The 20,397-nt window shown below is 59.5% G+C and carries 17 protein-coding genes and 1 tRNA gene; 14 read left to right on the forward strand and 4 right to left on the reverse strand.

Features of this window, described 5'->3' with window-relative positions:
• Positions 1-25: 25 nt before the first annotated feature.
• The gene (locus QA646_RS12185; RefSeq protein WP_283055714.1) at positions 26-439 is read left to right on the forward strand and encodes a carboxymuconolactone decarboxylase family protein; all 414 of its coding nucleotides are present in this window, start codon (positions 26-28) and stop codon (positions 437-439) included.
• 63 nt (positions 440-502) lie between these two features.
• Here the strand turns inward: QA646_RS12185 and QA646_RS12190 are convergent, their stop codons facing one another.
• Complete coding sequence (locus tag QA646_RS12190; RefSeq protein WP_283055715.1) at positions 503-892, reverse strand: hypothetical protein; 390 nt, start codon at positions 890-892, stop codon at positions 503-505.
• A 342-nt stretch (positions 893-1,234) separates the two neighbouring features.
• Here QA646_RS12190 and QA646_RS12195 point away from each other — a divergent pair, with 342 nt between their 5' ends.
• The 4 genes from QA646_RS12195 (at position 1,235) to QA646_RS12210 (ending at position 4,725) form a co-directional block, all read left to right on the forward strand.
• Entirely contained in the window at positions 1,235-1,726 is a 492-nt protein-coding gene (locus tag QA646_RS12195; RefSeq protein ID WP_283055716.1) for a cupin domain-containing protein, read from the forward strand.
• Positions 1,727-1,938: 212 nt separating this feature from the next.
• Positions 1,939-2,784 carry a MetQ/NlpA family lipoprotein gene (locus tag QA646_RS12200; RefSeq protein ID WP_283055717.1) on the forward strand — a complete coding sequence of 282 codons (846 nt, stop codon included), beginning with the start codon at positions 1,939-1,941 and terminating at the stop codon, positions 2,782-2,784.
• Between the two features lie 215 nt (positions 2,785-2,999).
• The gene (locus QA646_RS12205; protein WP_283055718.1) at positions 3,000-4,079 is read left to right on the forward strand and encodes a methionine ABC transporter ATP-binding protein; all 1,080 of its coding nucleotides are present in this window, start codon (positions 3,000-3,002) and stop codon (positions 4,077-4,079) included.
• A complete protein-coding gene (locus QA646_RS12210) occupies positions 4,069-4,725 on the forward strand; it encodes a methionine ABC transporter permease (protein WP_283055719.1) in 657 nt (218 codons plus the stop codon). Before QA646_RS12205 ends, QA646_RS12210 begins: the two co-directional genes overlap by 11 nt.
• Positions 4,726-4,763: 38 nt before the next feature.
• On the opposite strand, the gene QA646_RS12215 is transcribed toward QA646_RS12210, so the two are convergent.
• A complete protein-coding gene (locus tag QA646_RS12215; RefSeq protein ID WP_283055720.1) occupies positions 4,764-5,795 on the reverse strand; it encodes a hydroxyacid dehydrogenase in 1,032 nt (343 codons plus the stop codon).
• Between the two features lie 56 nt (positions 5,796-5,851).
• Positions 5,852-6,547, reverse strand: coding sequence for a DNA-3-methyladenine glycosylase I (locus tag QA646_RS12220; RefSeq protein WP_283055721.1), 696 nt, complete (start codon positions 6,545-6,547; stop codon positions 5,852-5,854).
• Between the two features lie 172 nt (positions 6,548-6,719).
• Here QA646_RS12220 and QA646_RS12225 point away from each other — a divergent pair, with 172 nt between their 5' ends.
• The 9 genes from QA646_RS12225 (at position 6,720) to QA646_RS12265 (ending at position 20,066) form a co-directional block, all read left to right on the forward strand.
• The gene (locus QA646_RS12225) at positions 6,720-6,980 is read left to right on the forward strand and encodes a DUF982 domain-containing protein (RefSeq protein WP_283055722.1); all 261 of its coding nucleotides are present in this window, start codon (positions 6,720-6,722) and stop codon (positions 6,978-6,980) included.
• Positions 6,981-7,094: 114 nt separating this feature from the next.
• Positions 7,095-7,337: a DUF982 domain-containing protein gene (locus tag QA646_RS12230; protein WP_283055723.1), complete on the forward strand. Its 243-nt coding sequence runs from the start codon at positions 7,095-7,097 to the stop codon at positions 7,335-7,337.
• 476 nt (positions 7,338-7,813) lie between these two features.
• A complete protein-coding gene (locus QA646_RS12235; RefSeq protein WP_283055724.1) occupies positions 7,814-12,640 on the forward strand; it encodes a hypothetical protein in 4,827 nt (1,608 codons plus the stop codon).
• Between the two features lie 318 nt (positions 12,641-12,958).
• Positions 12,959-15,007: a glycosyl transferase gene (locus QA646_RS12240; RefSeq protein ID WP_283055725.1), complete on the forward strand. Its 2,049-nt coding sequence runs from the start codon at positions 12,959-12,961 to the stop codon at positions 15,005-15,007.
• 39 nt (positions 15,008-15,046) lie between these two features.
• Positions 15,047-16,297: a hypothetical protein gene (locus QA646_RS12245; RefSeq protein WP_283055726.1), complete on the forward strand. Its 1,251-nt coding sequence runs from the start codon at positions 15,047-15,049 to the stop codon at positions 16,295-16,297.
• 728 nt (positions 16,298-17,025) lie between these two features.
• Positions 17,026-17,256 (forward strand): hypothetical protein, encoded by a 231-nt coding sequence (locus tag QA646_RS12250; RefSeq protein WP_283055727.1) that lies wholly within the window; start codon positions 17,026-17,028, stop codon positions 17,254-17,256.
• 993 nt (positions 17,257-18,249) lie between these two features.
• Positions 18,250-18,465 carry a hypothetical protein gene (locus tag QA646_RS12255; RefSeq protein WP_283055728.1) on the forward strand — a complete coding sequence of 72 codons (216 nt, stop codon included), beginning with the start codon at positions 18,250-18,252 and terminating at the stop codon, positions 18,463-18,465.
• 152 nt (positions 18,466-18,617) lie between these two features.
• Positions 18,618-19,283 carry a hypothetical protein gene (locus QA646_RS12260; RefSeq protein WP_283055729.1) on the forward strand — a complete coding sequence of 222 codons (666 nt, stop codon included), beginning with the start codon at positions 18,618-18,620 and terminating at the stop codon, positions 19,281-19,283.
• A gap of 6 nt (positions 19,284-19,289) precedes the next feature.
• Positions 19,290-20,066: a serine protease gene (locus tag QA646_RS12265; protein WP_283055730.1), complete on the forward strand. Its 777-nt coding sequence runs from the start codon at positions 19,290-19,292 to the stop codon at positions 20,064-20,066.
• A gap of 200 nt (positions 20,067-20,266) precedes the next feature.
• On the opposite strand, the gene QA646_RS12270 is transcribed toward QA646_RS12265, so the two are convergent.
• Positions 20,267-20,343, reverse strand: a tRNA-Met gene (locus QA646_RS12270).
• Positions 20,344-20,397 lie beyond the last annotated feature (54 nt).

A 20,397-nucleotide genomic window follows, 5' to 3' on the forward strand; every position in this document is an offset into this window, starting at 1 on the left:
CGGATTGTTGGAAGGAGATTTTGAGATGACGACAGTCAAATTGCTCGGTGATGCGGAGGTCGAGGCCATCCCGGCGGTGAAGGCCATTTTCGATGATATCCGCGCCGTCAGAAAATCCGATTTCGTCAATAATTTCTGGCGCGGCCTCGCTAATGATCCGGCACTTTTGAAACGAACATGGGAAGGTCTTAAGGCAGTGATGATGGCGGATGGCGCGCTCGATCCGCTGGTGCGCGAGATGATCTATATCGCCGTATCCACCGCCAATGGCTGTACCTATTGCGTTCACTCCCACACCGCCGCCGCCAGGGCAAAAGGGATGACGGATGCGCAGCATGGCGAATTGCTGGCTGTCATCGGCCTGGCCGGACAGACGAACCATTTGGCGACGGCGATGCAGATCCCCGTCGATCCGGAATTCGACGTCAACAATCGTTGATACCGAACGAAAGAACCCGCCAGCGTGAGCCGACGGGTTCCTTGATCAATCATCCGCTGTTTCTTACCGGTCTGATTTTTCCGCTGCCTGGGTCTCGGCAACGACGGCGGCGACATCGACACCGTTGTTGAGAACCAGGAGACGTTTGCGGACGAGAACGCCCATCACCCGGGCTGCGGTCGAAAAGGTCATCGTGTCGAGAGGGCCTTCACCCTCCCAGGGCTTGGTCAATCGTTCCGTCACCGCCGAAACGATGTTGTTAGGCACGATGTCGGTGCATTCGCGCATGGCTTCGAAAACGACGCTGACGGGAACGACCTTCCCTTCGAACATAACGATCGGTTCAGTGACTTCTGCGTCCCATTCCTCGAAAGCATAAAGCGCTTCCCGGAAGAGCTGTTGCAAAGTAATGGGGGCATGACCCTCATGAAGGGGCGGCAAGGCATTGCTCATGTCTGTCTCCTTTCAAGTGGAAGTCCGGCGCATAATTGAAAAAACTATCCGGTCTCTCGCAGAGAGGCCTACGCGCTGCTTCTGAATCTGGCGCGCCCCGAACGCATTTGATCGGACAATCGGCGCGGCAAACCATTTTCGGACCGGCGCAACGCAGGACAACACGAGATGTTCCCACCGGTCATTTAACTTGATCGAGTCTATAGATTAATCCCGGCTTGAAAAGCCTCTTTCGAAACTTTCTGCGATTCCCTATATTTTTGAATGGTTTCGCCGTAGTCTGATGGGACATCGATCTCTGGAAGAAACGCGAATCCCTTCCCCGGCAGCGAAAGGACAGCCATGAGCAACGATCATGAACACGATTATGGCGAGCACCACGAGCCAGTCGATTGGCGCGAGCATGGTGTCAAAATCATCCCCGGCAATGCGCTCGATCCGAACACAGCGCAGACGCCGGGCATGAACCGGGCAACCGCCATCAATCATGCCCGCGCGGGCGCCGAGAAGATCTGGGCCGGAACGGTGACGATCCACGCGAACGCCAAGACGGGCGCGCATCATCATGGCGATCTCGAGAGCATCATCTATGTCGTCAAGGGCAAGGCGCGGATGCGCTGGGGCGAGAACCTGGAATTCGTCGCCGAAGCAGGCCCCGGCGACTTCATCTACGTGCCGCCTTTCGTGCCGCATCAGGAGATCAATGCCAGCCGCGATGAAACGCTGGAATGCGTCCTCGTGCGCTCCGGTCAGGAACCCGTCGTCGTTAATCTCGATATCGAACCGGTGGAAAAGCCCGAAGAAGTGCTCTGGAAAGACCCGATCCACCGCTGATGTGCACAATTTCGATGCACATGGAATCTGCATTGCACAAAAATCGACTATCTCTATAGAAAATTAGTTCCCGATCAGTCGTGCGTCAAAAAGAGTTTTTCAGAAGTGCGGCGCACAACAAATGATCCTGCTTCGCGTGAACCACAACCGTCTGAGATGATCCATGCGGTCAATGAGACAATAGCGTCTCAATCACATGGACAGGATTTCCCATGACGAAAAAGTCTTCTGAAGGTCTCGCTGCGCAGCAATTCTCGCGCCGGACCGGCCTTGCAGCCCTCATCGCCTCCGCTGTCGCCGTCTTCGGCTTGACGGCAGCCGCCCCCTCTTTTGCCGCCGACAAGACAATCAAGGTCGGCATTATGAGTGGCGAAGACGAAGACGTCTGGCGGGTGGTCACCGCGGAAGCCGCCAAGAAGGGCCTGAAGATCGAAACCGTGGCCTTCAACGACTACACCCAGCCGAACGAAGCGTTGGAGCGCGGTGAAGTCGACGCCAATGCCTTCCAGCACCAGCCTTATCTCGACAACCAGATCAGGCAGCACGGCTACCATATCGTCCGCGTCGGCTATACCGGCGTCTGGCCGATCGGCCTCTACACCACAAAATACAAGACCGTTGCCGATCTGCCGAAGGGCGCGGTCATTGGTGTGCCGAACGACCCGTCCAACGAAGGCCGCGCTCTGCGCGTGCTGCAGAACCAAGGCGTCATAAAGCTCAAGGATGGTACAGGCATTCTCGCCACCACCGCCGACATCGTCGAGAACCCGAAGAATGTCGAGATCAAGGAACTCGATGCCGGCATCGTCGGCCGCTCGATCGACGATCTCGACGCTGCTGTCGTCAACACCGACTGGGCGCTGAAAGGCGGTCTTTCGCCGAAGGACCGCATTGCGCAGGAGCCGATCGACGGCAATCCCTACCGTAATTTCATCGCCGTCAAGCAGGGCAGCGAGAACGAAGCCTGGGTGAAGACGCTAGTCGCTTCCTATCAGAACGATACGGTCAAGGCCGAGTTCGACAAGGTCTATAAGGGCACGGGCCTGAGCGCCTACTAACACCAATTCAGCGCCGGGGGCAGCGCTGAACCCTTCCCCCCTCGGGGAGAAGGTGCCCGCCAGGGCGTATGAGGGGCGCTCGGAACAACGTTCCGAGCGCCTTGAGCGTGAGCGAAAGCAGCTTTCCCGCGTGGAGACACCCCCTCATCCGACCCTTCGGGCCACCTTCTCCCCGCTGGGGAGAAGGGGTTACCCACCGTCAAGAAAGAACCACCATGAATTCCTTCATTCCGGCCACCGCCATCAAAGGACATGCGCCGCCCGGTGTGCCGGACGAGATCGTCCGCCTGGTCGATGTCCACCGCCGTTTCGGCACGAACCCCGCGCTCGACGGCATTTCGTTGACCGCCCGCCGCGGCGAGATCGTCGGCATCATCGGCCGCAGCGGCGCAGGCAAATCGACGCTGATCCGCTGCCTGAATGGGCTGGAACGTGCCGATAGCGGCGAAATCCATATCGAAGGACGTGATATCACCCGCCTGTCGGAAAACGAGTTGCAGCCGCTGCGCCGCCGCATCGGCATGATCTTCCAGCATTTCAATCTGCTTTCGGCAAAGACGGTCGAAGACAATGTCGCCCTGCCGCTGAAGATCGAAGGTGTTGCCAAGGCGGAGCGGCTTGCGCGTGCCCGCGAGCTGCTCGAACTCGTTGGTCTCGCCGACAAGGCGAAGGCCTATCCATCTGCCTTGTCAGGCGGCCAGAAGCAGCGTGTCGGCATCGCCCGGGCGCTGGCCGCCCGCCCCGCTCTTCTCCTCTCGGACGAAGCGACCTCGGCGCTCGATCCCGAGACGACACGATCGATCCTTACGCTGCTGAAGGATATCAACCGCAAGCTCGGCCTGACGATCCTGCTCATCACCCATGAGATGGAAGTGGTGCGCTCGATTGCCGATCGTATCGCCGTCATCGATGCCGGCAAGATCGTCGAAGAAGGCCCAGTCTGGCAGATCTTCGCCAATCCGCAGGCCGAGATCACCGCAAGCCTGCTCAGCACCATCCGCCCGCAACTTCCCGAGCATATTGCCGAGCGCCTGTCGCAGACCTCGGGTGTCGAAGCGATACTGAGCGTCGATCTCGCAGGCCCGGCCGCGCAAGGCGCGCTTTTCGCCGAGCTTTCGGCGGCGCTGCCGCATTCCTTCCGCCTGGTGCATGGCGGCATCGATCACATCCAGAACGAGCCGATCGCCCGCTTCTTCATCGCTGTACCGACACGCGATGCAGCACTTCCGGCACAGGTGACCGATTTTCTGACGGCCCGGTCTGCCCGGGTGGAGGTTTTAGGCTATGACAACTGACATCATCCTCGGCCTGCTCTGGCGTTCCTTCTGGGAAACGATCTGGATGACCTGCGCATCCGGCCTGATCTCGCTCGTCATAGGCCTGCCGCTTGGCCTCGCCCTGGTCATCACTAGCCGCGACGGCATTGCCGAGCAGCTCACCATCAACCGCATTCTCGCGGCGCTGGTGAACGGCTTTCGCGCCGTGCCCTTCATCATCCTATTGATCGCCTTGATCCCACTGACACGGCTGATCGTCGGCACCGCGCTGGGCACCACCGCCGCGATCGTGCCGCTCACCATCGCGGCGATCCCCTATTATGCCCGCATCGCCGAAGTCTCGCTGCGCGAGGTCGACCGCGGCCTGATCGACGCCGTGCGGGCCATGGGCGGCAATCGCTGGACCATCATTCGCGAGGTGCTGGTGCCGGAGGCGCTGCCCGGCATCGTTGCGGGCTTTACCGTGACGCTGGTGACCCTGATCGGCGCATCAGCGATGGCCGGCACCATTGGCGGCGGCGGCCTCGGCGACCTCGCGATCCGTTATGGCTACCAGCGCTTTGAAACCGACGTAATGATCGCGGTCGTCATCGTCTTGATCATCCTGGTCTGCGGTATGCAATGGCTCGGCGATCGCCTCGTCGCCAGGCTCGATCATCGCTAAACTCATCGGTCGATTCGATGGCGTCGCAAGCCGCGAAATCAGTTCCTGGTGACCGGCTTCGAGCGCATCCGCGACACTGTTTCGCGCTCCGCCCGCTTGCAGCGCATCGGCGGCAGGCCGCGGTCCATCAGGTCCATGTCTTCCAGCACCATGTCACCCATTTTCTTGAAGGCGCTGTCGAGCGCACCGGCGCGATGCGCCGAGCGGATGAAGCCTTTGAGGCCGCGCACCGGATGATCCTTGCCAAGCGGTTCCTCTGGATAGACGTCGCTCGCCGCAACGATACGGCCGGAGGCGACCGCAGCCATCAGCGCTTCGAAATCCACGACATCGGCGCGGCTGAGCAGGATGAAGGCTGCCCCTTTGCGCATGCGCGCAAAAGCCTCGGCGTCAAGGAAGCCCTTGTTCTCACTGGTGACGGAGGCGACGACGAAAACGAAATCGCTGCCCGACAGCACCTCATCAAGACCGGCCGGCTGGACGCCATGCTCCCTGAGGATCGAAGGCGGCATCCAGGGGTCGAACACCCGGATCGTCGCGCGAAAGCCCGACAGCACCCGGTTCAGCGCCTTACCGAGATCGCCGAAGCCGATGATGCCGATATCGCTGCCGGAGATCAGCCGAGCCTTCGCATTGCCGTCTCCGCCCCAAAGCTCCCTTCCCTCGCGAAAATCAAGGTCGGCATCGACGATTCCGCGTGCCAGGCTCAGCGCAAACCCCAGCCCGATCTCCGCCACCGGCTCGGCGAAGACCTGTCCGGTGGTGACGACATGAATGCCTCGTTCGAACAGGATGTCATAGGGCATGTTGTTGATGAGATTGCTTTCGACATTCAGGACACAGCGCAGGCGTGGCATGCGGTCGAGCGTATCCTTCGATAGCGGCGGCTGGCCAATGATATAGCGCGCCTCGCCGAGCACATCGTCTCCAAGCCCGGCAATATTCTCCGGATCAGCTTCGACGATCCGGTATTTCGAATGGAGGAGTGCCAGCGCATCCTTGCTGAAGATAAGCTCGAGCGAGCGCGGCTCAGGCGCGCTGATGGCCAAAGGCCTGTTGTCGGTCGACATGAAAGTCTCTCCCTATTCTGATAGACGATCCAATATCATTCGACCGGTCAAATCAATCAGAGCTCTTCTTCCTCTCCCGGCACGCCCACAGAGAAGGCACAAATGCGCGAGAGATAGGTTTGCGGCAGGCCCGTCTCAGTGCCCCAGGCATTGAACTGATCCTGGATCAGACGGAGATCTTTTTTGGTCGGCTTCGTCTCGGAAATCGGCAGGCCAGAAAGGCGCAGGCAGACGAGCACGTCATGGCTCATGACGAAACTGTCGCGGCCGATGGCGCGCAGGAAATATTGGCCGCTCATGCCGCCGAGCCGGTTGGCGCGCTTGTCGAGAACGGCGAGCAGGCCGATATGATCCTCCACCGGCCAATCGGCGAAGAACCGTCCGGCGCTGCCATGCTCCTCGGCAAGCTGGCGAATGAAATGCGCATTGGCCCGCACGGACATGATCTTGGCGCCATTGCGCACGACACGCGTATCCGAGGTCAGATCATGCCAGTAGTCATCGGGTGCGAGATTGAGGAAAACCGGGTCGAAACCGGAGAAGGCCGCTTCGAACCCCGGCCATTTGGAATCGATGACATTGCGCACGAAGCCGGCATAGAAGACATAGCGCGTCATTTCCGATAGCAACCTGTCGTCCGGCATGGCGCGCAACGCATCGTGATCGGGCGCTTTCGGCATGAGCGCCTTCAGCGCCTCAGCGCCGCCCTTGCGTTTTTCCGCCCTTTCCAGAATTTTCGCGAAGCTGCCCACCATTGCCTCCCTTTGAATGACGGCTCAAAGTCTTTTATGATCTTGTGCCCCAGCGCAAGGTAACGTGAGCCCTTTTCAGCAATGATCGCGCTCCGGACACATTGGCTAAATTTACTTGTACCTTTGCCCTCTGCGGCGTTAACGTGAATGGGTGGCGTCGGAGCTTGGAACCATGAGCAATAGACATTGGAACTTCCCGGTGATGGTCATCTGCAAGCGAACGGGGAAAATCTACACCGTTGGCACCACGAAAGAAGCATTGGACATGCTGCTGAACGCATGGCCCGTTGCCGAAGGCAAGGCGTTCATGATGGCCCTGCAGATATGTGCGGATGTCGAAAGCGGAATCAGGCAACCGCTGGAAGCGCGCGGCAGCTTTGTCGCCGCCGCCAGGGAAGCCGGCGTACCGATCGAAACCACAATGGCCGAATAAGCCGGCTGCATCATCTGATCCTCTCTCGCGCCGCGGCTTCCTGCCATTGTCCGGAACACCACTTGGAACGAAACCGCCGCTGTCTCGTTTTGAAATGCCGAAACGAGGAGCGCGATGTTTCAAACCGCTTGGCGAAAGCCTGTCGTCGTACGCCTGCCGAAAAATATCCGCATCATCCGGACAGCGGCCGAGGCCACAGACTGCTTGACCGCGGATTGGCCGATACGCCACGGAAACGCCTATGAGGCCGCCTTGCGCGCCTGCATCGATTGCTTTGAAGGCTATACCACCGCAAACGAAACCCGCGTGGCTTTCGTCGCCGCCTGTCGCGAGGCAAATGCCCTGATAAGCGCATGATTCCGATAAACACGTTTTCGCAGCGCATAAGTGTTGCGCCGGATCTGTTGCCAAGAAAAAGTGGAGTCGGTCGGTCGTTAATTCAAAATTAAAAGCAAACGAATAAAAGCGTTCTTGGGTCGCAAGAGTTCTCCTTCAGAACGCGATTCGCCCATGAGTAGATGACACATCTGGGCGAACGGGAGTTGCAGGCGAGACGTTGGCGTCCAATGGCGTAGGGATCAGGGCCATTGCATGGCTCTGGAAGCATGATGCCCTTCCAACGCGCCGGCTCGTCCGAGCCATGTTCCGTGTAACTTCATTCTCTTCCGACAGGACGCCCGAATTGTCGACGCCTGTATTGGTGTCCGTTTGAGCGGGTAACGCTGCCAGCAAACGCGCGTCTGAAGACGCCGTAAGGTGACTTTGCTGGGTTTCTCGCGCGACCGACGGCAGAGGAGTGATATTCGCATTCAGCTAACACTAGGGGCGCGTCCATGACTTCAGTTATTTCTTCTCTGAGCATCACTCAGATTAAAGCTCTTTCCACCACAACGATTAAGCAACTGACCACGGACGACGTGGCCGCACTGAGCACCACCCAGATCAAGGCGCTGAGCTCAACGCAGATTTCCGCCTTTGAAACGCAGGATATCTCCACCTTCACCACCGATCAGATTGGCGCGGTATCGACGAGCGCCATTCTCGGGTTGAACCTGGACCAATTGGCGGTTCTCTCCACGACCCAGCTCGGGGGCCTTTCGACCGAACAGGTCGCCGCACTCACGACAGCCGACGTTGCTGGCCTCTCCACCGATCAGGTCACCGCATTGACGACGACGCAGGTCAGCGCGCTGACCTCGAAGCAGGTTGCAGCTATCTCCACCGACGACGTCGCCGTCCTCTCCACCGACCAGATCGCTGTCCTGAAGACCAGCCAGGTCGCAGCCCTGAAGTCGGCGCAGATCGCGGCACTCTCCACCGACCAGGCTGCCGCTCTGACCTCGACCCAGATCGGCGCCCTGACGGCAACCGAAGTCGGCGCCCTCTCCACCGACGACATCGCAACCTTCTCCACCGACGAGATTGCGGCGCTCTCCACCTCGGCCCTGGCCGGCCTGTCTGCCGATAAGGTTGCGGCCCTGTCCACCGACCAGGTCGCAGCCCTGAAGACCAGCCAGATCGCCAAGCTCAACACCAGCCAGATCGGCGCGCTCTCCACCGACCAGGCCAAGGTCCTGACCACCGACCAGGTGGCCGCCCTGACCTCGACCCAGATCGGCGCGCTCTCCACCGACGACGTCGCCGTCCTCTCCACCGACCAGATCGCTGTCCTGAAGACCAGCCAGGTCGCAGCCCTGAAGTCGGCGCAGATCGCAGCACTCTCCACCGACCAGGCTGCCGCTCTGACCTCGACCCAGATCGGCGCCCTGACGGCAACCGAAGTCGGCGCTCTGTCCACCGACGACATCGCAACCTTCTCCACCGACGAGATTGCGGCGCTCTCCACCTCGGCCCTGGCCGGCCTGTCTGCCGATAAGGTTGCAGCCCTGTCCACCGATCAGGTCGCAGCCCTGAAGACCAGCCAGATCGCCAAGCTCAACACCAGCCAGATCGGCGCGCTCTCCACCGACCAGGCCAAGGTCCTGACCACCGACCAGGTGGCCGCCCTGACCTCGACCCAGATCGGCGCGCTCTCCACCGACGACGTCGCCGTCCTCTCCACCGACCAGATCGCTGTCCTGAAGACCAGCCAGGTCGCAGCCCTGAAGTCGGCGCAGATCGCGGCACTCTCCACCGACCAGGCTGCCGCTCTGACCTCGACCCAGATCGGCGCCCTGACGGCAACCGAAGTCGGCGCTCTGTCCACCGACGACATCGCAACCTTCTCCACCGACGAGATTGCGGCGCTCTCCACCTCGGCCCTGGCCGGACTGTCTTCCGATAAGGTTGCGGCCCTGTCCACCGACCAGGTCGCAGCCCTGAAGACCAGCCAGATCGCCAAGCTCAACACCAGCCAGATCGGCGCGCTCTCCACCGACCAGGCCAAGGTCCTGACCACCGACCAGGTGGCCGCCCTGACCTCGACCCAGATCGGCGCGCTCTCCACCGACGACGTCGCCGTCCTCTCCACCGACCAGATCGCCGTCCTGAAGACCAGCCAGGTCGCAGCCCTGAAGTCGGCGCAGATCGCAGCACTCTCCACCGACCAGGCTGCCGCTCTGACCTCGACCCAGATCGGCGCCCTGACGGCAACCGAAGTCGGCGCTCTGTCCACCGCTGACATCGCAACCTTCTCCACCGACGAGATTGCGGCGCTCTCCACCTCGGCCCTGGCCGGACTGTCTTCCGATAAGGTTGCAGCCCTGTCCACCGACCAGGTCGCAGCCCTGAAGACCAGCCAGATCGCCAAGCTCAACACCAGCCAGATCGGCGCCCTCTCCACCGACCAGGCCAAGGTCCTGACCACCGACCAGGTGGCCGCCCTGACCTCGACCCAGATCGGCGCGCTCTCCACCGACGACGTCGCCGTCCTCTCCACCGACCAGATCGCCGTCCTGAAGACCAGCCAGGTCGCAGCCCTGAAGTCGGCGCAGATCGCAGCACTCTCCACCGACCAGGCTGCCGCTCTGACCTCGACCCAGATCGGCGCCCTGACGGCAACCGAAGTCGGCGCGCTGTCCACCGCTGACATCGCAACCTTCTCCACCGACGAGATTGCGGCGCTCTCCACCTCGGCCCTGGCCGGCCTGTCTGCCGATAAGGTTGCAGCCCTGTCCACCGACCAGGTCGCAGCCCTGAAGACCAGCCAGATCGCCAAGCTCAACACCAGCCAGATCGGCGCTCTCTCCACCGACCAGGCCAAGGTCCTGACCACCGACCAGGTGGCCGCCCTGACCTCGACCCAGATCGGCGCGCTCTCCACCGACGACGTCGCCGTCCTCTCCACCGACCAGATCGCTGTCCTGAAGACCAGCCAGGTCGCAGCCCTGAAGTCGGCGCAGATCGCAGCACTCTCCACCGACCAGGCTGCCGCTCTGACCTCGACCCAGATCGGCGCCCTGACGGCAACCGAAGTCGGCGCTCTGTCCACCGCTGACATCGCAACCTTCTCCACCGACGAGATTGCGGCGCTCTCCACCTCGGCCCTGGCCGGACTGTCTTCCGATAAGGTTGCAGCCCTGTCCACCGATCAGGTCGCAGCCCTGAAGACCAGCCAGATCGCCAAGCTCAACACCAGCCAGATCGGCGCTCTCTCCACCGACCAGGCCAAGGTCCTGACCACCGACCAGGTGGCCGCCCTGACCTCGACCCAGATCGGCGCGCTCTCCACCGACGACGTCGCCGTCCTCTCCACCGACCAGATCGCTGTCCTGAAGACCAGCCAGGTCGCAGCCCTGAAGTCGGCGCAGATCGCAGCACTCTCCACCGACCAGGCTGCCGCTCTGACCTCGACCCAGATCGGCGCCCTGACGGCAACCGAAGTCGGCGCCCTCTCCACCGACGACATCGCAACCTTCTCCACCGACGAGATTGCGGCGCTCTCCACCTCGGCCCTGGCCGGCCTGTCTGCCGATAAGGTTGCAGCCCTGTCCACCGACCAGGTCGCAGCCCTGAAGACCAGCCAGATCGCCAAGCTCAACACCAGCCAGATCGGCGCTCTCTCCACCGACCAGGCCAAGGTCCTGACCACCGACCAGGTGGCCGCCCTGACCTCGACCCAGATCGGCGCGCTCTCCACCGACGACGTCGCCGTCCTCTCCACCGACCAGATCGCTGTCCTGAAGACCAGCCAGGTCGCAGCCCTGAAGTCGGCGCAGATCGCAGCACTCTCCACCGACCAGGCTGCCGCTCTGACCTCGACCCAGATCGGCGCCCTGACGGCAACCGAAGTCGGCGCTCTGTCCACCGCTGACATCGCAACCTTCTCCACCGACGAGATTGCGGCGCTCTCCACCTCGGCCCTGGCCGGACTGTCTTCCGATAAGGTTGCAGCCCTGTCCACCGATCAGGTCGCAGCCCTGAAGACCAGCCAGATCGCCAAGCTCAACACCAGCCAGATCGGCGCTCTCTCCACCGACCAGGCCAAGGTCCTGACCACCGACCAGGTGGCCGCCCTGACCTCGACCCAGATCGGCGCGCTCTCCACCGACGACGTCGCCGTCCTCTCCACCGACCAGATCGCTGTCCTGAAGACCAGCCAGGTCGCAGCCCTGAAGTCGGCGCAGATCGCAGCACTCTCCACCGACCAGGCTGCCGCTCTGACCTCGACCCAGATCGGCGCCCTGACGGCAACCGAAGTCGGCGCCCTCTCCACCGACGACATCGCAACCTTCTCCACCGACGAGATTGCGGCGCTCTCCACCTCGGCCCTGGCCGGCCTGTCTGCCGATAAGGTTGCGGCCCTGTCCACCGACCAGGTCGCAGCCCTGAAGACCAGCCAGATCGCCAAGCTCAACACCAGCCAGATCGGCGCGCTCTCCACCGACCAGGCCAAGGTCCTGACCACCGACCAGGTGGCCGCCCTGACCTCGACCCAGATCGGCGCGCTCTCCACCGACGACGTCGCCGTCCTCTCCACCGACCAGATCGCCGTCCTGAAGACCAGCCAGGTCGCAGCCCTGAAGTCGGCGCAGATCGCGGCACTCTCCACCGACCAGGCTGCCGCTCTGACCTCGACCCAGATCGGCGCCCTGACGGCAACCGAAGTCGGCGCCCTCTCCACCGACGACATCGCAACCTTCTCCACCGACGAGATTGCGGCGCTCTCCACCTCGGCCCTGGCCGGACTGTCTTCCGATAAGGTTGCGGCCCTGTCCACCGACCAGGTCGCAGCCCTGAAGACCAGCCAGATCGCCAAGCTCAACACCAGCCAGATCGGCGCTCTCTCCACCGACCAGGCCAAGGTCCTGACCACCGACCAGGTGGCCGCCCTGACCTCGACCCAGATCGGCGCCCTGTCCACCGACGACGTCGCCATCCTCTCCACCGACCAGATCGCCGTCCTGAAGACCAGCCAGGTCGCAGCCCTGAAGTCGGCGCAGATCGCGGCACTCTCCACCGACCAGGCTGCCGCTCTGACCTCGACCCAGATCGGCGCCCTGACGGCAACCGAAGTCGGCGCTCTGTCCACCGCTGACATCGCAACCTTCTCTACCGACGAGATTGCGGCGATCAGCACGGCGGGTCTGGCCGGACTGTCCACGGATGATATCGCCTCACTGTCCAGCGACCAGCTTTACGCTTTCACCACGACACAGGTGCAGGCACTGGATCAAGGACAAGTTGCCGCGGTCATCTCGGCTTATGCGGCCTACAACTAAAATCTGACGGATTGCGGCGCGGTTTCACCCGCGCCGCAGAAGACTTCGGCGTCGCGCGAGAAATTGCGCGGCGTTTTTTGTCAATCGCGCCGAGAATCCGACTGAAATCGCCCCGAACTCTCGCCGACGGCAGAAGACCCGCTACCTGCGCGCTCTTGACCGGCCGCCCTGTGTCACTGCCGGAAGGAGCTACGCCCCACCGAGCGCCTTCCACTGAAAACCAACCAGTCCGACGCAAGCTAGCTGCGCTAGAAGGCATGACGTTTCGCTCGTCAGCTCACACCTTCGGCCGCGAGGCCGTCTTGTCGCAGGATGCCCATGACCGTCAATATTGCATCTGTCTCGCCCCAAGCCTCGCCGCTCGTCAGCGCCTCGGAGAGGGCGCGGAATCAGCAACTGCCGCTCGGTGAGTTGTTCCAGATCGCTGAAATTTTGAATGGCATAGGAAAACAGCCGCAAGCGATCGAGCTTTACAAGACCTGGATTGCGTTCAACGACACCAGTCCCCTGCTGCATCTTGCCTATTTCAACTATGCGGTCACAGCAAACCATGCTGGTGATGCTGCCGGTGCGATCCACGCGCTGCGAGCCTGTTTGAAGCTCTCTCCGCAATTCGGGCCGGCGCACATCAACCTCGGCCGTCTGCTGGAAGACAGCGGCCTGCACGGCCGGGCCGTCGAACAATGGCGAGACTTCGCAAAGGCGACTGCCGAGATCACCGCCGACAAGATTGGCTATCGCCTGATGGCGCTCCAGCACATCGGCCGCGTTCTCGAAAGCGTCGGCTCGCTGGAAGAGGCGGAAGCGGCTTTATGGCAAGCGATCGAGCTGCAGCCCAGCAAAACCGAAGCAGGCCAGCACTGGACGTCGTTGCGGCAGCACCAGTGCAAGTGGCCGACCTTGGTCACGTCCGAACACGTCTCGGCCCGGAACCTATTGGACGCGATGTCGCCCTTGATCCTCGGCTGCTATACCGACGACCCTCTATTCCAGCTCGCTAAAGCCTATCGCTATCACAAATCCCTGATCGGGCGGCCCGATCTCCGTGAGTTTCCGCGCCAGCCGCCAAAGCGGAAAACGGGGACTGGAGAGCGTTTGCGCGTCGGCTACGTCTCATCTGATCTGCGCGATCACGCGGTCGGTTTTGCGCTTCGGGAGGTTCTGGAGTTGCATGACAAGAGCAGCGTCGAGGTCTTCGCTTATTATTGCGGCGAGCCCCGATCCAACGACGCGACGCAAACGCGCATCAAAAACGCTGTGGATTGCTGGCGGGAAATCTCCACGCTCAGCGATATCGACGCCGCCAAGCAAATCCGCGCCGACGAGATCGACATCCTCATCGACGTCAACGGATACACCAAACATGCGCGGGCGAAGATCTTCGCCTACCGGCCGGCGCCGGTCATCGTCAATTTCTGCGGCTATCCCGGCACGACGGCCAGTCCGTTTCATCAATACATCATCGCGGACGAGCACATCATCCCGCCGGAGAACGAGATCTACTATACAGAAAAGGTGCTGCGGATTGCCTGCAACCAGCCCATCGACCGCAAGCGGCTGATCGCCGCGCGGCCGACCCGCGCGGAAGCCGGCCTGCCGGAGGACGCCTTTGTCTACGCCTGCCTCAACGGCATGCAGAAGATCACCGCCAACTGCTTTGCCCGCTGGATGCAGATCCTTTCCGCGACACCTGGCAGCGTGCTGTGGCTGCTTGCGGAGGCGCCGGACGTCAACCAGCGCCTGCGCCAGATGGCCGAGCAAAACGGCGTGGAACCTGAGCGCCTTATTTTCGCGTCCAAGGCCGCCAATCCGAACCATCTCGCGCGAATGGCGCTGGCCGATCTCTTCCTGGACACCTTCCCCTATGGGGCGCATTCCACCGCGGCCGATGCCATCACCGTCGGGCTGCCGGTCTTGACCATGCCCGGAAAAAGCTTCGCCTCGCGCTTCTGCAGCAGCATCGTCGCGGCCGCCGGCGTTCCCGAGCTGATCTGCAGCGGACCGGAGGACTATGTCAGCCGCGCCATCGCCTTCGCGCATGACCGCGACAGCCTCACGGCGATCAGGGACTCCTTGCAGCGCCAGCGCGAGACCAGCGGCTTGCGGGATATCCCGGGCCTCGCGCGGCGTCTCGAGCACCTGTTCTGGCAGATGCAAGGTGAAATCGAGCGCGGGGAAACGCCGGCGCCCGACCTGAGCAATCTAGATGTCTACTATGAGATCGGCGCCGAAATCGTTCTGGAGAATATCGAATTCGAGGACGATCAAGCCTACCGGCAGCGCTATCTCCAGAAACTGGCCCAATGGAACGATTACGCGCCGCTTTCGCGCGACAGCCGTTTGTTGAAAGAGCCGGCGTCACTTTGAAGTTGAATTGCGGCAACGGCTGCGAGCGAAGAGGATACTATGACTCCTGTTATACTTGTGACATTCGCAGGGCGGCAAAAGCGAATGGAGATTTTGACCAAATACATCCGCAAGGCCATCGATGATGGCATCATTGATGAATGGCACATATGGGATTTCACGCGCTCCTCTGAAGATAACGAGTGGGTTACGCGCGAATTCGGCCCGGCGCGATATATGGGGTCCGAAGCGCCCTATCAGTTAAAGGGAGCGGTTACCTCGCGTTCCTCATTCCGCGCGAATGCGAAAATAGACCACGATCTTCACATCGCCGTTCTTCCGAACGATGAGGCCGATACTTGTTACGAAATTGTGGTCGGTGGCTGGGTCAACACGCATTCCGTTCTTCGCAGCGTGAAATGCAGCGACCTCAATAATTTCGCAAGCAGGGGTGAAGCGGCGACCATTTGGAGCAAATCGACTCCCGGCGTTCTTTCCCCAAGCCTGCCGAACCAGGTCGTCCTCAGCATCGACTCGGCCGGCGCTCCCACACTTCAGGTCAATGGCGTGACGATCGGCAAATGGCCCGAACTGAATCTGGGTCCCGGCGCATCGGTCATGGTGCGCGGCGGATGGGGTGCCGATTTGGAACTTTGCGATGTAAACGCCCCCGTACGGCGTTATGTCGGAAATCCAAATGAAAAACTGCCCTATTGGCAAGCATATGACTACTATGCGAAGCGACTGGAGCGTTTTTCTAGCGCGGTATTCCTGAAGTGCGACGACGACATCGTCTATGTGGACCTGGAAAAGCTCAATGAATTCATTGAGTTTAGAAGGGCCAACCCGAACTATTTCGTCGTCTCCGCAAATGTCGTGAACAATGGCGTATGCGCCTATTTCCAACAACTAGGCGGAGCACTTCCCGACGAATTGGGCCATTTCGAGCGGCCCCCGGGAGGGTTCGGAGGAAGTTTGTGGCTAAGCGCTGAGCGCGCAACCCAGCTTCACGACTTCTTCCTGGAAAAGAACGACAAGTATCTGCCTTTGCCGAACAAGGTCATCGAATGGACGGAGCGCCAATCGATCAACTTCATATCCTGGCTCGGAAAGGACCTGCTGCATATGGCTCTTCCGAAGGGCGATGACGAATACGCCCTGACGGTCGACCTGCCGACCTTCCTCGATCGGCCCACCGCGATCTATGCGGACTTTACCGTCAGCCACTTGAGCTTCGGGCCGCAAGAGCATGGATTGGACGTCGACCGTTTGATCAATGCCTATGACGCATTGAGTTCTTCCCGACTTTAACCTGTCCGCCCGACGTTGCAGGCTCGGGCATCTCTCGACCGATACAGGTGCGCGTTTCGCTTTGACTCGCGCCTGTATTATCTCAGCTTGCGCCCGCCGCGCTGATCCTAGCGAATATTCATAACCGCAAAGACGAACGACCCGGCGGTAACGCATACTGCTATTGTGACGTAGTAATCCATGCTGCATCCCCTTCCGCACCAACGTGGTGGTAGGGAGTCATAATGGTCACAAAAAGGACACAACAATGAACGGATTGCGCACTTTTTCTGTCGCCCGGACTCATGGCGTTATCGTGAAACGTTAAGCAGTTAGCGGAGCCTGAAGCCGTTCCAATGCGAAGCTCTTGCCTTGGCAAGGATAAGTCGGCACTCGCGGACGACGGCAAATAGAGCAAAAATTGCGGCGACTGTTATTAGATCCCAATGCATTGCTGGCCTCGTAATTCCTGATAAGAGCGGCCGTGCATCGGCAACCTCGCGGCGGGGCGTCTCACAGCATCAAGGCGACATTACGTTCGCGAACCGCACTATCGCGGCAATGCAGCATAGAAATTTATGGGGCAAACAGGAGGTCCATTGCCTGCCGCAAATGCCAGAGTGCCGCGCACCACGCGCTCCTTGCCCAAAAGCGAACCGACAGGCGTATGCCCCTCTCGGACAGCTTGTCTTTCCGCGCCAATCATTGTTGACTTCTGCACAGTCATTACGCGCAGGATGGAGGAGAAGATGGGTACATCGCTTGTCGAACGTTTGGCAGACTGCGTTGGGCAGATCGAAGAGTTCTCGCAGCGCATCTCCCGCATTCAGGCCGGGGAGATCCAGCATCAAGCCAAATTCGGTGACGGTCCCTGGGAGGACATTACGGCAATCGTCCTCACGCACTATGAGGACATGCTGGAGAACTACAAATATTTCGCCGAGGATTTGAGACGCCGCGTTGATAGTGGCGAAAGCTGAGGTGGCCTGATTTTTGTCGGCATCAAAGATCTGAGTAGGCGCGGTCCGCTTGCGCTGTTGCCGTCGGGCAAGTCTTTTGGGGCTTTTGCAGAAACAAAAAGTTACCTAAACGGGGCGAATAGAGGTTTTTGAATCCGCTTTCATGTTTGATCCAGCATTTGAATATTCTAAAATAAGTATTCTGCCATATTTCCTCCCCCCGCCGAAACGCAAGTAGGCGGGGGCTTTTTCGTTTGTCATCCCGCACATCAAGCAGTCGAGGAAACATCCTTCTCCAGGGGATCAGGATGGTTGCCAGTAGGCGAACTCAAGCCACGTCACGCGATCTGTCACGCGACATCCCGCTCTCGCTTTTGTAATCAGTTCCGAAAATTCGGTTTGAGGAGCGAGATGATGTCGACTTCGATCTTGACTGCCATGACGGTATGCGCGGGCATAACCACGGTAGCGCTCATGGTGCTACAGCTTCTTCATTAACTGCCGAGGCGTTGGAGCCGCTCGCGACCTATTGGCGAAATCTCACACTCGATTTTCGCATAAAATTATCATAATTTTCGGCGAAGTGGCCTCTTGCACGCGGCTCACTCGACTTTCGACTCTCATTGCAGCGATCGGATAGTTCTCACACATAGGGGACTTGATGCGAGCATGGATTGCAATTTGCGGAGCGATTTTGATCTTGGTGCCGGCTTATTGCGGGGCGGCCAATACACCATGCAGCGGGCGCAAAGGCGGCATTGATCACTGCCAGGGATCGACCTTCATCTGCAATGACGGATCTGTCAGCGCCAGCAAGCAATCGTGCGAGGCCTATATGGGCGGCGCATCCGTTCTCGGATCAGCACCTGCGGACATGGAACCCACGACTTCAACAGATTGCTCCTGCCGAGGGGGATCATATTGTGTCGGGCCTCGCGGCGGCCATTACTGCCTTACCGATGACGGCCGAAAGAGCTATCTTCGTAAATGATTGGCGATTGAATGGAGGAAGCCATGGATTTGCATGAACGTCGGAAGAGCTACGAGCAGAAGATTGCCGAGCATCAAGAACAACTTCAGTCGATGGAAGAAAAGGACATCCGTCATTTTCGCCAGGAGGGCAATGGGCCTCTTGCCGAGGTCACAGAGGAGATCAAGGCCGAATACCGCCGACACATCGAAACCTATGCTGCCCTGATTGCCCAGATCGATGCGATGTTGGGGGTTTGAAGGCAGGGGCCGGGAACTGAATTGACGTGGAGGCCGAACTTATCAGCTATTTTTCAACGCTGATCGGCAAGCTTGCTGATTTGGAAGGAAGCGACTGATTATGTTGCTCGTTCTACGAGGCATCGTCTGGAAATCAAGCCTATGGAGAGCCCATGAACAATCTGCCTCCGAAAGAACCGCGTTTTAAGAAAGCAAAAGCTGGATCGGGCAAACAGCAACAACTCGTCCAGAAGAAGCTATCGGATACAGATCGCTTATCCAATGTTGTGCCGGACGCTATCAAACTCGCTGTTGCAACGGCCATTATGCAGTTTTCAGAAATGGAAATGCACGCTGAGGAGTTCATTTGGGCGGTGCTTGGCCTTTCGTACGATGATGGAAAGCTGGTCACTCAGATTGAAACTAAAGAAAAAATTGAGCTGGCGAAGAAGCTATCGGAACGGTACGGCATGCCGCTGCATCCCAATGCTCAAACAACTGCCGACGCATGGACTGGTATCCGTAGAGCCGTAGAGGCGCGGAACAAAATGGCTCATGGTGTTTGGCGCATGATTGACGGTGCGATCCCGATTGTCATTTCACATCGCATCCCAACTGAACCAGGTAGCATAAACAGCGAGCACTTTCCCTTAGACCGCGTTCAAGCGGTCGGCTCAATCTGCACCAAGGCCGGTAGATTGTTCGTAGCGCTAAACCGCAAAATTGCTACCAATGGGAGACCATCGCCCTTGCCTGCTCATACTCCCAACGACTCGGAACTTTCGCCCAAACGCCCTAATCGAAAATCTCTCCCGGCTACCACGAGACTAACTCCGTAGAAGAAGATGACTAAACTCGACCCCTTTACGTTAGCGACCGTTCCGCTGGAGCTGTATTTTAACGACACATCGCTCGACTCCCAGGCGACTGGATTTATGTGGAAGGTTGGACCTCAGTATTATCTTGTGACCAACTGGCACGTCCTTTCAGCACGAGATTTTTTCACCGGCAAATATATGAGATCGGATGCGGGCCGCCCAAACGTCCTTCGAACCCTGTTCAACTTGCAGGTCGGTTCATTCGAAAAGCAGCGATGGGATATCATAATTAGAGATGGTGACGATAAGCCGCTTTGGTTGGTGCATCCTGACAAGCGCGTGGACATCGCAGTTCTACCGCTTCCCTTTGCCGAAAATCACCTGACTATAGCCATTTACCCCTTCAACGAGGTTGCAACCGCGCCGCTCCGCATTGAGGTTGGAATGGAGGTCTTTATTCTGGGCTATCCCTTCAAGATCGCGCCTCCGGCTTACCCCATCTGGAAGAGGGGAAGTATCGCCTCAGAACCGGCACTTGCTAGGCTGACGACAAATTACATTCTTGTAGACACGGCCTCCAGGCCAGGGATGTCTGGCTCGCCGGTCATTCGTCGCAGCAATTGGACGAGCGACCTGATCCAACCCGGCGTTGTTGCCCACTCCGATGCGCCAATGAACAGATTCATCGGGGTCTATTCAGGGCGGCTTCCAACTGACCACCCAAACGAGGCGCAAATTGGGTTGGTATGGGATGGCTCTTTGATACAGGAGATTATCGCAGGCAACACCCTCGACGCTCCATAGGCCCCTACTGAAACCGGCAAACTAAAACGCAGGAATGGCGCGTCTCGCTACACCCTCACAAATTTGTGTACACAGCACGGCATACTCTGGATTTCTATCAATTGTGGTATGGCCAGGGTATGAAACGAAAAATGTTGCCGAACGTGACATGTATCGGAAACCAAAATTTCAGCTAAATCTTTGAATTCATTTGAATATTTTGGTAGCGGAGGAGGGATTTGAACCCCCGACACAAGGATTATGATTCCTCTGCTCTGACCTACTGAGCTACTCCGCCACATCCGTGCACAATCTCTCAGATTACGCACAAGGGCCAAACGAAACCGCCGCT

The organism is Rhizobium sp. CB3090 (assembly GCF_029714285.1).
Classification (GTDB): Bacteria; Pseudomonadota; Alphaproteobacteria; order Rhizobiales; family Rhizobiaceae; genus Rhizobium.